Here is a 14,019-nt window from a genome sequence, read left to right as displayed (position 1 = left end):
GTGGCTGCCCCGCCGGTCATCGCCGTCGTCGGTCCTACCGGCTCCGGCAAGTCAGACCTTGCCGTGAACCTTGCCCTCGCCTTGGACGGCGAGGTCATCAACGCCGATGCCATGCAGTTCTACCGCGGCATGGACATCGGCACCGCCAAAATCACGGTGGCCGAACGCAGGGGAGTGCCGCACCATCTCCTGGACATCCTGGACGTGACCGAGGAAGCCAGCGTTTCCGACTTCCAGGCCCAGGCACGCGAAACCATCGACGACATCCATCGACGGGGCAGGCGGGCCATCCTGGCAGGGGGCTCCGGGCTGTACGTCCGGGCTGCCCTGGACGTCCTGGAGTTTCCGGGGACTGACCCCGCACTGAGGGCCCGGCTTGAGGCGGAGCATGCGGAACGTGGCACCGGCGCGCTTCTGGCACGGCTGCGGACGGTGGATCCCACATCAGCCACCCGGCTCTCCGATGCCCGGCGCATCATCCGGGCCCTGGAGGTCCACGAACTCACCGGGCGCCCGTTCAGTTCCTTTATGCCCGTGCGTGAGTACCATCAGCCGGCCATCCAGGTGGGCCTGGGCGTGGACCGCGAGGTCCTGAGGGGCCGGCTGGCCGCACGGGTGCACCGGATGGTGGACGAGGGGCTGCTGGACGAGGTCCGGACGCTCGATGCCCTGGGACTGCGCCGCGGCAGGACAGCCTCCCGTGCCTTGGGCTACTCACAGTTCCTGCAGGTCATTGACGGTACTTCGTCGGTTGAAGCGGCCGCGGAGGAAACCATCGCTGCCACCCGGAAGTTTGCCCGGCGGCAGTTGACCTGGTTCCGCGCCGACCCCCGTATCGCCTGGCTGGACTGGCAGGACCCGGAACTCGTCAACAAGGCCTCGGAGTTGTGCCGGTAGCTGCGGTTTCAGGGGCGGCCGCATCCGCCGCTACGCTTGGGAGCATGAATGCTACCCCCGCAGAAACCACCGGACCCGCCCTCCGCACACTGAGCGGGCTCCGCTTTTCCAAGGGGCACGGTACGGGCAACGACTTCGTCCTGGTAGCCGATCCCGAGGGCACGAATGGTATCGATGCGGACCAGGCCGCCGCACTGTGCGACAGGCACCGGGGGATCGGGGCCGACGGCCTCATCCGGGCCGTGCCGTCCCGCTTTCTGCCGGAGGGCCGCGAACTGCTCGCCGGAGTGCCGGACGCTGAGTGGTTCATGGACTACCGCAACGCTGACGGCTCCCTGTCCGAAATGTGCGGCAACGGGGTCCGGGTCTTCGTCCACTTCCTCCGGACCGAGGGCCTGATCGACCTGCCCGACGGCGGTTCGCTCACCATTGGAACGCGCGGCGGCGTCAAAACAGTAGTCAGGACCGGAGACGGGTACGCCGTGGACATGGGCCCCTGGGAGTTCATTTTCCCCGGTGAAGCCAGCGCCAAGGCCATGGATTCCCTTGTCACCGCCGACGGGCTGGAGGTTGCGCGGCCGGCCCTCTCCGTGAGCATGGGCAACCCCCACACGGTGGTGGCCCTCGCCGAACCCGCAGAGCTCACGGGCCTTCGTCTCTTCACCGCTCCACAGGTCGATCCGGTCCCGGCCAACGGGACCAACGTCGAATTCGTGGTCCCGGCAGAACCGCTGGTCCATGAGGGCGTGGGATCCGTGACCATGCGGGTCCACGAGCGCGGCGTGGGGGAGACCCAGTCCTGCGGCACGGGTGCCTGTGCTGCCGCCGTCGCCATCAGGCACTGGGCGGGGGCTGAAGCGCCCGACGCCTGGCGCGTCCACGTTCCCGGCGGAGTGGTGGGTGTGAAGTTCTTCGCCGGCCCGGCCGGCCACGAGCATGTGGAGCTCAGCGGCCCGGCGGTCATTGTGGCGAGCGGGACTCTTTCCTGACCTTCAGGATGCGGAAGGACTTGGACGTGGACTCCCGGGTCACGGTGAAGGAGCTGTCCAGTTCGGCAGCCAGCCAGCGCTGAAGGGAATCGGAGCCCAGGTTCTTCTGCACCACCAGCCATGCCGTTCCGCCCTCAGCCAGGCGCGGCAGCCACAAGGTGAGCAGGGCGTGCAGCTCGTCCTTCCCGATCCTGATGGGCGGGTTGGACCAGATGGTGTCGAAGCGGACGTCCGGATCCACGGCCTCGGGGGTGCTTGCGGCGACGTTGGCGAGCCCCAGCGCTGCGGCATTCTCATTGGTCAGGGCAATGCAGCGTTCGTTGACGTCCACGGCGTAGACCTTTGAGCCGGGGGCCAACAGGGCCATGGTGAGTGCCACCGGACCCCAGCCGCACCCGATATCCAGCAGGTTGCCCTGGGGATGCGGGGCCGGAACTTCGGACAGGAGCACCGCGGTTCCCTTGTCGATGCCATCGGGGCTGAAGATGCCCGAGGAGGTCTGGAGCTGCCGGGTCGCACCGGCCAGGTCCACCGTCAGCGGCTTCCGGGTAAAGGGGCCGGCAGGGGACGTGCTGAAATAGTGTGCGGACTCCATAACTGGCCAGAGTAGTTCCCCCTGCAGCGTAATGGGAAACCGGGGCTTGGGCGCTCTGCTACGCTGGAGGGCATGTTCCTGATCTTCGAGTAGCCGGCATGGGCCACGCCCGTCCCGCACCCTGTCCTCCAGCGACAGCCCGTCCCGCAGCGATGCAGGTTTTCATGCCTTCCGCTCTGCGCACCGGCCCAGACCACACCGTCTGCCCGGCCGCCGGACAAACTCGAAAGTCAGCCCAATGCTGCACTTCCCGCCATGCTCCGGCCCATTTGAGCCCTGCCGCCGTTCCAAACGCGGCATCCGAGCCCCGGCATCGCAGCCGGCGGCGAACAACCAGGAGTACTGCATGACCGCAGGCCGTCAGCCCAGCGCGAATACTTACCACCATTCCACCAACCAGCACTATTCTGGAACTGCCGAATCTTCAAAGGAGACCATGACCAGCCAGCCCAACACCGGTTCCGATCCAGCCGCCCAGGACATGAGTCCGCAGGAGATCCAGGCTGTTATCGACCGGATCCTCGCCAAGGACGTTCCCGCCAAAGACCCCAGCACGTCCGGCGGTGAAGGCGGCGGAGGCAAGGCCATGCTTGGCAAGGCACAGGCCATCTCCCGGCTGGACGAGGAACATTCCACGTACGACGGCGACCAGCAGGACCTCGAGGAACGCCGCGCACTGCGCCGGCGGGCAGGCCTGTCCACCGAGCTTGAAGACGTCACTGAAGTCGAATACCGGCAGCTGCGCCTCGAGCGCGTCGTCCTGGCCGGGCTCTGGTCAGAAGGAACGCTCGCCGACGCCGAAAACTCGCTGCGTGAGCTGGCCGCCCTGGCCGAGACTGCCGGCTCGGAGGTCCTTGACGGTTTGGTGCAGCGCCGTGACAAGCCTGACCCCGGCACTTTCCTGGGCTCCGGCAAAGCCCAGGAGCTGAAGGACATCGTCATGTCCACCGGCGCGGACACCGTGGTGGTGGACGCAGAACTGGCTCCGTCCCAACGCCGAGGCCTCGAAGACATCGTCAAGGTCAAGGTCATCGACCGCACAGGCCTGATCCTGGACATCTTCGCCCAGCATGCCAAGAGCCGCGAGGGCAAGGCCCAGGTGGAACTGGCACAGCTGGAATACCTGCTTCCCCGCCTGCGCGGCTGGGGCGAGTCGATGTCCCGCCAGGCCGGTGGCCAGGTTGGCGGCGCCGCAGCCGGCATGGGCTCCCGTGGGCCCGGTGAAACCAAGATCGAACTGGACCGGCGCCGGATCCGTACCCGCATGGCCAAGCTGCGGCGCGAAATCGCCGCGATGAAGCCGGCACGCGAGACCAAGCGGGCCAACCGCCGTCGTAATGAAGTGCCCTCCGTGGCTATCGCCGGGTACACCAACGCCGGCAAGTCCTCGCTGCTCAACCGGCTCACCGACGCTGGAGTCCTGGTGGAGAACGCGCTGTTCGCCACCCTTGACCCCACCGTCCGCAAAGCCGAAACCGCTGATGGTCTGGGATACACCCTGGCCGACACCGTTGGGTTCGTGAGGTCGCTGCCAACCCAGCTGGTGGAAGCCTTCCGCTCCACCCTCGAAGAGGTGGCCGACTCGGACCTCATCCTGCACGTGGTGGACGTTTCGCACCCCGATCCGGAAGGCCAGATCGCTGCAGTCCGGAAGGTCTTCAGCGAGGTCGACGCACGCAAGGTTCCGGAGATCATCGTCCTGAACAAGGCCGATGCGGCCGATCCCTTCGTGGTGGAACGGTTGAAGCAGCGCGAGCCGCGGCACGTGGTGGTTTCTGCCCGGACCGGGGAGGGTATTCCTGAACTGCTGAAAGCCATCAGCGAGTCGATTCCCCGGCCATCCGTGAAGATGGAGCTGCTCATTCCCTATGACCGGGGGAACCTGATCAGCAAGCTGCACGAGTCCGACGCCGAGATCCTCAGCCTCGACCACGTTGCGGAAGGTACCCGGGCCGCGGTGATGGTCCGGGAGGGCCTGGCGTCCGAACTGGAACCCTTCGTCGTCAATGACTGAGGCCGCGGCCGGCGAAGCCGCGCAGACGGCCGGCGAGCAGTTCGTCATTGAACTGCTCGACCGCGCCGTCGCCGGCATGGGCGGACAAAGCCGCACCGGACAACATGAAATGGCCCGCCAGGTGGCCAGGGCGATCGAAACCGGCAACCACCTGCTAGTCCAGGCCGGCACCGGCACCGGCAAGTCCCTGGCCTACCTGGTTCCGCTGATCGCCCATGCCCTGGAAAGCAACAAGCCGGCCCTCGTTTCGACGGCGACGCTGGCACTCCAGACGCAGATCGTAGGCCGGGACCTGCCCCGGCTCCTGAAAAACATCACCCCGGCCCTGGACCGGCCAGTCAAGGTTGCCCTGGTCAAAGGCCGGTCCAACTACGTGTGCCGGCACAAGCTGGAGGGTGGCTTCCCGTCCGAGGAACCGTCGGAAGGGCAGCTCTTCTCGCTCGGGGAGGACACCAGCGTCCCGCATTTCGCCGCGTCCGTGGGCGGGCCCTCCTCGCAACTGGGCAAGGAAGTGGTGCGGCTGCGCGAATGGGCCGAAAAGACGGCCACCGGCGACCGCGACGAACTCCTGCCCGGCGTGACCGACCGTGCCTGGCGCCAGGTGTCCGTCACATCCATGGAGTGCCTGGGGGCGCAAAAATGCCCCATGGCTGCCGAATGCTTCAGCGAACTCGCCCGGCAGGATGCTGCGGAGGCGGACGTGGTGGTGACCAACCACGCCATGCTGGCCGTCAGCGCCTTCGAAGGGCTCGCCGTCCTGCCGGAATACGACGTTGTGGTGGTGGATGAGGCTCATGAGCTGCAGGACCGCGTCACCGGAGCCGTGTCCGGGCAGCTCTCCGTAGCCATGGTCCACGCGGCCGCTTCAGGCGCACGCAAACATACCGCCATCACCGTTGACGCCCTGAATGCCGCTGCTGCCAACCTGGAAATGGCCCTCGCGGGCGCGCCCAGCGGCCTGCTCCCCAATGGCCTGAATGATGAGCTGCTTGACTGCGTTGACCAGCTGCGCGAAGCGTGCCGGGCGGCGTTGTCCGACTCCAAGGGGGACAGCAACACCACGGCCGACGGCGGGCGGCAGTTGGCACGGTCGCGCCTCATGCTCATCCTGGAACTGTGCGAGCGGCTGATCGCCGCCCGGGAAAACCGTGAAGTCGTGTGGTTCTCCCGCGCCAGCACCTTCGACCCAGGCCAGGGTTACTCACAGCCTGATGACAGCGCACCGGTACTGATCAACATCGCGCCTCTCTCCGTCGCCGGAAGGCTGCGCGAGGGCCTTTTCGCAGACCATACAGTGGTGTTGACCTCGGCCACCCTGGCCATCGGGTCCGCCTTTGAACCGGCGGCCGGCGGCTTGGGCCTGCTCGGCGACGGCGCGCCCAGTTGGACGGGCGTGGACGTTGGCTCACCCTTCGACTACCCCAAACAGGGCATCCTCTACGTGGCCGGCCACCTGCCCAAGCCCGGCCGCGGCGTCTCCCCGGAGGCCCTGGAAGAACTCGAAGCGCTCATCACTGCTTCCGGCGGGGGAGCCTTGTGTTTGTTCTCCTCGCGGCGGGCTGCCGAGGAAGCGGCAGAGGCCCTCCGACCCAAGCTAGACATGACTGTTCTGTGCCAGGGCGAGTCCACCATGACGGCCCTGGTCAAGCAGTTCGCCGACGAACCGGACACGTGCCTGTTCGGGACCATGTCCCTGTGGCAGGGCGTGGACGTTCCCGGCGGATCCTGCCGGCTGGTGGTCATCGACCGCATCCCGTTCCCGCGGCCCGATGATCCCCTGATGACGGCGCGTTCGCGCGCCGTGGCGCAGGCGGGCGGCAACGGCTTCATGTCCGTGTCCGCTACCCACGCTGCCATCCGGCTGGCCCAGGGTGCCGGCCGGCTGATCCGGTCCACCGGAGACAAGGGGGTGGTGGCAGTCCTGGACTCCCGCCTCGCCACTGAACGCTATGCGGGTTTCCTGCGCGGCGCCCTGCCGCCGTTCTGGGCCACCACCGACCGCACCAAGGCGCTTGCCGCGCTGACCAGGCTGGGTGCCGACGCTTCCTAAGAGCGGCCGGGCACGTGAGGCGCGAACCCCCTTGAGACGGACGCGGCTAAAGCGAACGCAGGACTGAGACAACCTTGCCCATGATGGTGGCGTGGTCACCCAGGATGGGTTCGTACTGCGTGTTCTGGGGGAGCAGCCAGGTGTGGCCATCGCGCTGGCGGAACGTCTTGACGGTTGCCTCGTCATCCAGCAGGGCAGCAACAATGTCCCCATTGGCAGCGTCAGCCTGCCGCCGCACCACCACCCAGTCGCCGTCGCAGATGGCGGCATCCACCATGGAGTCACCGGCCACCTTGAGCATGAACAGCTCGCCCTGGCCCACCAGCTGGCGGGGCAGCGGCATGACATCTTCGACGATCTGCTCGGCAAGGATGGGTCCGCCGGCGGCAATGCGGCCCACCAGCGGAACCATGGCCGTATCCAGCGCGGTGGGAAGCCCGGTCACCGTGGCGCCGCCCGCAGCCTGGGGAGCGGGAGACGAGCCGGCACCTTTGCCGCCGCCGTCCAAAGTGAGGGGCATCAGCACTTCCATCGCGCGCGGCCGTTTGGGGTCACGCCGCAGATAACCAAGCTTCTCCAGCTGCGAGAGCTGGTGGGTGACGCTGGACAGGCTTGCAAGGCCCACCGTGTCGCCGATCTCGCGCATGGACGGCGGGTAACCGTTCTCGTTGACGGAGCGCTGGATGGTTTCGAGGATTTTCTTCTGCCGTGGGGTCAGGCCCTTGGCGGTCTTCTTGGATTGCGGGGCGGTCCTGCCCCCGGCGGCTGCTGCTGCCATATTCGCCAATGCCTTTCGCTTGCCGCCGGATCCTCCGCCGGACCCTGTTCCATGGTGCCGCCGGAAGGACTCCCACTGTCATTGTCAGACCCTGCTGATCAACTTCAGTCGTGGTTGTTCTGTGGTTTCAAAGCTAGGCCAGCCACATTGCATTTTCAAACATTTGTTCTAGCGAGTCTCGACATTGTTCGTCGATAGGTGCTAAAACTTAACAAGCAAAGTTCGAACATGTGTTCTAACCAGTAGCTGCTCCATTCGAATATCCGGCCGGGAGTGTTCCCGCAGGCGGTATGACGGCCAGGCAGTGGCGGGCGGACACCCGGGCAGCACGGCAGTCCAGGAGGGCTTAGTTCATGTCAGCTTCATCTCGTCACCAGGTTTCACCTTCATCCGCGCCCCTGCGGTTGACCCGCCGCGGCAGGATTGTCCTGATCGGAGTTCCGCTCGTACTCCTGGCCGTGCTTTTGCTGTCCTTGTCCGGCCTATTCAACTCGCCGGCCAAGGCCTCGGATTCGGTGGCGGACCTGTCGGTGACGCCCACCGTCTCCGTGACGGTGCAGCCGGGCCAGTCGCTGTGGGCCATTGCCGGCGCCGTTGCCCCGGGCCGCGATGCCCGCGATGTCGTTGCGGATATCGTCCAGCTCAACAACCTTGCCGTCGGCACCGTCCTTCCCGGACAGCAGCTCTTCGTTCCCACCAACTGACAGCCCCCCATCGCCGGCAAGACACTCCTAAAAGGTCGGGCCGGAACCGTCATATTTTCCGGTCGTTGCCGCGGCAACTAAACTGTTCAGGTGAACGACCAGCTAGAACGTCTGAACCGGCTTCCCCTTCGGAGCAACCTCCGCGGCCTCACCCCGTACGGGGCGCCCCAACTGGACGTCCCCATCCTGCTGAACGTCAATGAAAACACCCACGGTGTGCCCGCTGACGTCCGCGCCGCCATCAGTGCCGCCGTTACCGAGGCCGCTGCGGGCCTTAACCGTTACCCGGACCGCGAGTTCACGGCCCTCCGGAAGGCGCTGGCGGAATACCTGGGCCACGGCCTCGACGAAACCAACCTGTGGGCGGCCAACGGCTCCAACGAAGTGCTGCAGCAGATCCTCCAGGCCTTTGGCGGGCCAGGCCGCACCGCTTTGGGCTTCCCGCCCACGTACTCCATGTACCCGCTGCTGGCCAGCGGAACGGATACCCGGTACATCACCGGGGAACGCGCGGAAGGCTACGACCTCAGTGCGGAATCGGCCGCCCAGCAGGTCAAGGAACTCCAGCCGAACATCGTGTTCCTCTGCTCGCCCAACAACCCCACCGGGACCGGGCTCGGACTGGACGTCGTGGAAGCCGTCTACGATGCCGGCGCCGACAGCCAGACCATCGTGATCGTCGATGAGGCTTACCACGAGTTTGCGCACGACGGAACGCCCAGCGCGCTGACGCTGCTGCCCGGCCGGGAGCGGCTGATCGTCTCCCGCACCATGAGCAAAGCGTTCGCCCTCGCCGGGGCCCGCCTCGGCTACATGGCCGCAGCCCCCGAGGTTACCGACGCCCTGCGGCTGGTGCGCCTGCCGTACCACCTGTCCGCCATTACCCAGGCCACCGCCCTGGCCGCACTGGAACACCGCGAAGCGCTCATGGCCGACGTCCAGGACATCAAGAAGCAGCGGGACCGCATCGTGGCTGAACTGACCAGGATGGGCCTCAAGCCTGCTGCGTCGGACTCCAACTACGTGTTCTTTGGCGGCCTGGAGGACCCCCACCAGGTCTGGCAGGAACTGTTGGACGCAGGCGTGCTCATCCGCGACGTCGGCATCCCCGGCCACCTCCGGGTGACGGCAGGCACTGAGGCGGAAACCACAGCGTTCCTGACGTCCCTGGAACGCATCCTTGCGGGTCACGCCGCGCTTCGCGCCTAGACTTGATATTGCGGCGCTGGACGCCTTGAACCACTTCCTCTCCCACAAAGGATCCTTCACCATGAGTTCAACCGGATCGAATACGGCTTCCCGGACCGCCCGCATGGAGCGTGCCACCAGCGAGTCTTCCGTCCTCGTGGAGATCAACCTCGACGGAACCGGCGTCTCGGATATCGATACTTCGGTGCCGTTCTACGACCACATGCTGACTGCCCTGTGCAAGCACTCGCTGATCGACATGACGGTCAAGGCCACCGGCGACACCCACATCGACGTCCACCACACCGTGGAGGACGTTGCCATCACGTTCGGGGAGGTCCTGCGGACGGCTCTGGGCAACAAGGCCGGGATCCGCCGGTTCGGCGAAGCCACCGTGCCGCTCGACGAGGCCCTGGCCAACGCCGTGGTGGACGTATCCGGCCGCCCCTACCTGGTCCACGGGGGAGAGCCTGCCGGCCAGGAGTACCACCTGATCGGCGGCCACTTCACGGGGTCCCTCACCCGGCACGTCTTCGAAGCCATTACGCTGCACGCCGGCATCTGCCTGCACATGAACGTGCTGGCCGGCCGGGACCCGCACCACATCGTCGAGGCACAGTTCAAAGCCTTTGCCCGGGCGCTCCGCGCAGCTGTGGAACCGGATCCCCGCGTCGAGGGCATTCCCTCCACGAAGGGCGCGCTGTGAGCGGGCAGGTACTTAAGGACGGGGCAATCCTCGACCCCTCGGCGTCGCGCCGGCTTCCCTCGCCGGAAGGCAAACCCACCGTCACGGTCCTGGACTACGGCTCCGGGAACGTCAGGTCCGCGGTGCGCGCCCTGGAACGTGCCGGCGCGGAAGTGATCCTGAGCGCCAAACCGGAGGATGTCCTGAACGCGGACGGCCTTGTGGTTCCCGGCGTTGGCGCGTTCGAAACCGTGATGCGCGAGCTCAAGGCTGTGGACGGAATCCGGCTCATCGGCCGGCGCGTGGCAGGCGGACGCCCTGTACTGGGCATCTGCGTGGGCCTGCAGGTCCTGTTCGAAGCCGGCGTCGAACACGGCACCGAAGCCGGGGGCATCGGCGAATGGCCCGGAAAGGTGGAAGCCCTCCCCGCTGACGTGGTCCCGCACATGGGCTGGAACACGGTCAAGGTCCCCGAAGGCTCAAAGCTCTTTGCCGGCGTCGAAAACGAACGGTTCTACTTCGTCCACTCCTACGGCGTGCAGGAGTGGAACTTCGACGTCATCCAGCCCCGGATGGCGCCGCCACTGGTCACCTGGTCCGAGCACGGCGGACCGTTCATCGCCGCGGTCGAAAACGGACCGCTCTGCGCAACCCAGTTCCACCCCGAGAAATCCGGCGATGCCGGCGCGCGGCTCCTGCGCAACTGGGTGGAAGGCCTGCGCCGTCCGGACGCCGCCGGCTCCGGCGCGCCGGCCAACGCCGGCAGTGACGCCTAGATGTGGGCCGTACTCCTGATGGGCCTCGCCGGCCTGCTGATCGGCGGCGGCATTTCGTTCCGGCAGCAGGGGCGGCCCCTGTGGCTCCAGGTGTCCTTCTATGCCCTGGCTGCCATGTCACTGATTGCGGCCTACCTGCTCACGTTGCCGGGAAACTGACCGTCCAGGGGCGCCACGAGGCATAAACGCCGCCGGCCCCGCTTTTGTCCCAACCGAAGAACCAACATCGAGGATGAGTATGACCACCGCACATGACCTGCCGGTACTTGAACTGCTGCCTGCCGTGGACGTCGTCAACGGCCAGGCCGTCCGGCTGGTCCAGGGTGAGGCAGGCAGTGAAACCAGCTACGGAACCCCTCTCGAAGCGGCGCTGAACTGGCAGCAGCAGGGTGCCGAATGGGTGCACCTGGTGGACCTGGACGCGGCGTTCGGCCGCGGCTCCAACGCAGACCTGCTCCGCGAAGTGGTGGGCCGGCTGGACATCAAGGTGGAACTCTCAGGCGGCCTCCGCGATGACGAGACCCTCGAGGCCGCACTGGACCTGGGCGTTGCACGCGTCAACCTGGGGACCGCGGCACTGGAAAACCCCGACTGGACCGCCCGGGCCATCGAGCGCTTCGGCGACAAGATCGCCGTCGGCCTGGACGTCCGGGGCACCACCCTCGCCGGCCGTGGCTGGACGAAGGAAGGCGGGGACCTGTGGGATGTCCTGGGCCGCCTGGAGGAGGCCGGCTGCGCCCGCTACGTGGTGACCGACGTGACCAAGGATGGCACCCTGCAGGGACCGAACGTTGAACTCCTGCGCCAGATGGTGGAGAAGACGGGCAAGCCCGTGGTGGCCTCCGGCGGCATCTCCAGCCTGGACGACCTCAAAGTCCTCCGCTCGCTGGTCCCCCTGGGCGTCGAGGGCGCCATTGTGGGCAAGGCCCTCTACGCCGGCGCCTTCACGCTGCCCGAAGCCCTCGACGTCGCCGGCCGCCGCTAGGCGCGGGGAAGCAGCCCCGCCATGCCCAGCTCCGAAGAACCGGCAAGCCCTCCGGCCCGCCACCTGCCCGGCCACATAGCGGCGGCGCTGGCCGGCGCCGGTGGTGCCACGGATTCCGCGGGCCAGCCCTGGGCCGGCCGCAGCCTCGCTGGAGATGACGCCAAGATCCATAACTTCGAGGACGACGACGGAACGGCCGACGCCGGGTACGTCGCCGCCGTTGCCGCGCTCCGGCAGGGGACGGGCGAGGAGGCGGACGTGGTTGCCGCACTCGCCACCGCCCGCGTCTTCATCCCCATCGTGGCCCAACTCGCCGAAGAAGCCGAAACTGACCATGGCCTGCACGCGGACAAGCAGGCGGACATGGCGCTGGTGACCCTGAAGGCCGCCGATGGCAGGACCGCGCTGCCGGCGTTCACGTCTGCGGCCGCACTGGCCGCGTGGCATCCGGAGGCCCGGCCGGTGGCGGTCTATGCCGCCCGGGCGGCCCTCTCGGCCGTCGCTGAAGGGGCCGAACTCCTGGTCCTGGATCCCGGTGCCGACGTGACCTTCGTGGTGCGCAGGCCCGGCGTCTGGGCCCTTGCCAAGCAGCACGGCTGGACCCCCTCCTACAGCGACCCGGAGCTGGCAGCCCAGATGGGGGACGCCGCCACCGGCTTCGCCGCCGTCCGCGGCGTTGAGCTGCTGCCCGGCAGGGGAGTGGCAACCAGGGCGGCAGACGGGTCCGTGGTCCCCGGGGGCGGTACCGGGCCGGAACTGCAAGTGGTGCTGTACCTCGAGGACGGCCTGGATGCAGCCGGTGTCCAGGAACTGGTAGCCGGCCTGCAGGGGGAGTGGTCCCGGAATGTATTGTTTGGGGAGCGCGTCGATTCCCTGGAAATCAAACTGAGGCGCGCTCCCGACTAGCCGCCAGCCGGATGGGTGATCCCTGCTGGGCTGCGGCGCATCCTGAAGGACCGCTTTCGTGAATTTCGCTCTCTACCGGGAGTTGCTTGCCGTCCGGCCGATCCGGAGGCTGCTGCTGGTGGGCATCGTGGCCCGCATCCCGCACTCAGCCGCGGGCGTCCTGCTGACCCTGCACATCGTCCTCACCCTTGGCCAGGGCTACGCTGCAGCGGGCGCCGCAGCGGCCGTCATGACCATCGGGATCGCCCTCGGCGCACCATGGCGGGGACGGCGCGTGGACACCGTCGGCCTGCGGACCGCGCTGATCCCTTCGGTCATCTCAGAGACGGTGATCTGGTCCATCGTGCCGCACGTGCCGTACCAGTGGCTCCTGCCGCTGGTGTTCGTCGGTGGGCTCCTCACCCTGCCCATTTTCAGCGTGGTCCGACAGTCCCTGGGCGTGTTGGCCGAAGGCGACCAAAGGCGGACGGCCTTCGCCCTGGACGCCATCACCACGGAATTTGTGTTCATGATCGGCCCGGCCGCCGGCGCCGTCGTCGCCACCAGCGGGCACACCACGGCAGGACTGACGGTGGTGGGCGTGGCAACGTCCCTCGCCGGGCTGTTCCTCATGTGGTTCAACCCGCCCACCCGCAGCGAGGGCCTGACAGTCGAATGCGCGGAAGATGAGCAGCACGCAGCCGAGGCCGCGGTGGTATCCACCGCTCCGGCGCATGTCCAGGAAGCGGCCGCGGAACTGGCGCCGGCAGGCGCGGCCACCAGCGCGGCACAGGGCCTCCGGGGAAGGCTGGCCGGCGGCTTCGCCTGGTTCACCGCCACGGTCGCGGCACTCTTCGCCGTTGCCGCGGGTGCGGGCATGGTCCTCAGCGGTACCGACGTCGGCATTGTGGCCGCGCTCGAAATTGGCGGACACCAGAGCGAAATCGGCATTGTGTTCGTCTTCTGGTGCGCCGCGTCGGTGGTGGGCGGCCTGATCTACGGGGCCATGCACCGGCCCGTTCCACCGGTCATCCTGCTGCTCGGGATGGCCGCGTTCACCCTGCCGATGGCCCTGGCGCATGACACCTGGACGCTGGCCTTTATCTCCGTGCTTCCCGGCCTGCTCTGCGCCCCGGTGCTTTCGGCGGCCTCCGAGAAGGTGGCGGACCTGGTGCCGGAGGAGCGGCGGGGGGAAGCCATGGGCTGGTACGGCTCGGCGCTCACCGCCGGCGTTGCGCTCGGTTCGCCGCTGGCCGGCGTCTTCATCGACGTCATGGGCCCCTCCGGCGGCTTCGTTTCCGTTGGCGCCGCCGGGGTGGCGCTCTGCCTCGTGGGGTTGGTCCTCCAGCAGCGCCGCCGCCGCGCTGCCGCCTGAGCGTCCCCCACCCATCGATTGCTGCGCAATTGTCGTTTTGGCCCCTGGAAAGTCAAGTGGTCGTTGCAACGGTTAGGCTGCCGCGGCGAGGAGGAGTT

14 protein-coding genes are annotated in these 14,019 nt (G+C 67.4%); 12 read left to right on the top strand and 2 right to left on the bottom strand.

Going from position 1 to position 14,019, the window contains the following annotated elements; all coding sequences use genetic code 11:
* Positions 1-897, top strand: coding sequence for a tRNA (adenosine(37)-N6)-dimethylallyltransferase MiaA (miaA, locus tag HNO81_RS17945; protein WP_175319464.1), 897 nt, complete (start codon positions 1-3; stop codon positions 895-897).
* Between the two features lie 44 nt (positions 898-941).
* On the top strand, positions 942-1,886 hold the full coding sequence (gene dapF, locus HNO81_RS17940) for a diaminopimelate epimerase (protein ID WP_175319463.1): 945 nt from the start codon (positions 942-944) through the stop codon (positions 1,884-1,886).
* Here dapF and HNO81_RS17935 read toward each other — a convergent pair.
* On the bottom strand, positions 1,858-2,481 hold the full coding sequence (locus HNO81_RS17935) for a class I SAM-dependent methyltransferase (RefSeq protein ID WP_175319462.1): 624 nt from the start codon (positions 2,479-2,481) through the stop codon (positions 1,858-1,860). The genes dapF and HNO81_RS17935 overlap by 29 nt on opposite strands.
* Positions 2,482-2,917: 436 nt before the next feature.
* Here HNO81_RS17935 and hflX point away from each other — a divergent pair, with 436 nt between their 5' ends.
* Both hflX and HNO81_RS17925 read left to right on the top strand, forming a co-directional pair.
* Positions 2,918-4,495: a GTPase HflX gene (gene hflX / locus HNO81_RS17930; RefSeq protein WP_175319461.1), complete on the top strand. Its 1,578-nt coding sequence runs from the start codon at positions 2,918-2,920 to the stop codon at positions 4,493-4,495.
* Positions 4,488-6,545: an ATP-dependent DNA helicase gene (locus HNO81_RS17925; protein WP_175319460.1), complete on the top strand. Its 2,058-nt coding sequence runs from the start codon at positions 4,488-4,490 to the stop codon at positions 6,543-6,545. Before hflX ends, HNO81_RS17925 begins: the two co-directional genes overlap by 8 nt.
* 46 nt (positions 6,546-6,591) lie before the next feature.
* Here the strand turns inward: HNO81_RS17925 and lexA are convergent, their stop codons facing one another.
* Positions 6,592-7,323, bottom strand: coding sequence for a transcriptional repressor LexA (gene lexA, locus HNO81_RS17920; protein WP_175319459.1), 732 nt, complete (start codon positions 7,321-7,323; stop codon positions 6,592-6,594).
* 353 nt (positions 7,324-7,676) lie between these two features.
* Here lexA and HNO81_RS17915 point away from each other — a divergent pair, with 353 nt between their 5' ends.
* The 8 genes from HNO81_RS17915 to HNO81_RS17880 all read left to right on the top strand — a co-directional run bounded on the left by HNO81_RS17915 (position 7,677) and on the right by HNO81_RS17880 (position 13,921).
* A complete protein-coding gene (locus HNO81_RS17915) occupies positions 7,677-8,027 on the top strand; it encodes a LysM peptidoglycan-binding domain-containing protein (protein WP_175319458.1) in 351 nt (116 codons plus the stop codon).
* A gap of 90 nt (positions 8,028-8,117) precedes the next feature.
* Positions 8,118-9,236 (top strand): histidinol-phosphate transaminase, encoded by a 1,119-nt coding sequence (locus HNO81_RS17910; protein WP_175319457.1) that lies wholly within the window; start codon positions 8,118-8,120, stop codon positions 9,234-9,236.
* A gap of 61 nt (positions 9,237-9,297) precedes the next feature.
* Entirely contained in the window at positions 9,298-9,921 is a 624-nt protein-coding gene (gene hisB, locus HNO81_RS17905) for an imidazoleglycerol-phosphate dehydratase HisB (protein ID WP_175319456.1), read from the top strand.
* Positions 9,918-10,676, top strand: coding sequence for an imidazole glycerol phosphate synthase subunit HisH (gene hisH / locus HNO81_RS17900; RefSeq protein ID WP_175319455.1), 759 nt, complete (start codon positions 9,918-9,920; stop codon positions 10,674-10,676). Before hisB ends, hisH begins: the two co-directional genes overlap by 4 nt.
* Positions 10,677-10,835 carry a hypothetical protein gene (locus HNO81_RS17895; RefSeq protein ID WP_175319454.1) on the top strand — a complete coding sequence of 53 codons (159 nt, stop codon included), beginning with the start codon at positions 10,677-10,679 and terminating at the stop codon, positions 10,833-10,835.
* A gap of 79 nt (positions 10,836-10,914) precedes the next feature.
* A complete protein-coding gene (priA, locus tag HNO81_RS17890; protein ID WP_141160950.1) occupies positions 10,915-11,661 on the top strand; it encodes a bifunctional 1-(5-phosphoribosyl)-5-((5-phosphoribosylamino)methylideneamino)imidazole-4-carboxamide isomerase/phosphoribosylanthranilate isomerase PriA in 747 nt (248 codons plus the stop codon).
* Positions 11,662-11,682: 21 nt separating this feature from the next.
* Positions 11,683-12,567 carry an SseB family protein gene (locus HNO81_RS17885; protein WP_175319453.1) on the top strand — a complete coding sequence of 295 codons (885 nt, stop codon included), beginning with the start codon at positions 11,683-11,685 and terminating at the stop codon, positions 12,565-12,567.
* 58 nt (positions 12,568-12,625) lie between these two features.
* Positions 12,626-13,921, top strand: coding sequence for an MFS transporter (locus tag HNO81_RS17880; RefSeq protein ID WP_175319452.1), 1,296 nt, complete (start codon positions 12,626-12,628; stop codon positions 13,919-13,921).
* Positions 13,922-14,019: the final 98 nt, after the last annotated feature.

The organism is Pseudarthrobacter sp. C4D7 (assembly GCF_013359725.1).
Classification (GTDB): domain Bacteria; phylum Actinomycetota; class Actinomycetes; order Actinomycetales; family Micrococcaceae; genus Arthrobacter.
The sequence above is the reverse complement of the archived record's forward strand: the minus strand, read 5'-3'. Positions and strand labels throughout refer to the sequence as shown.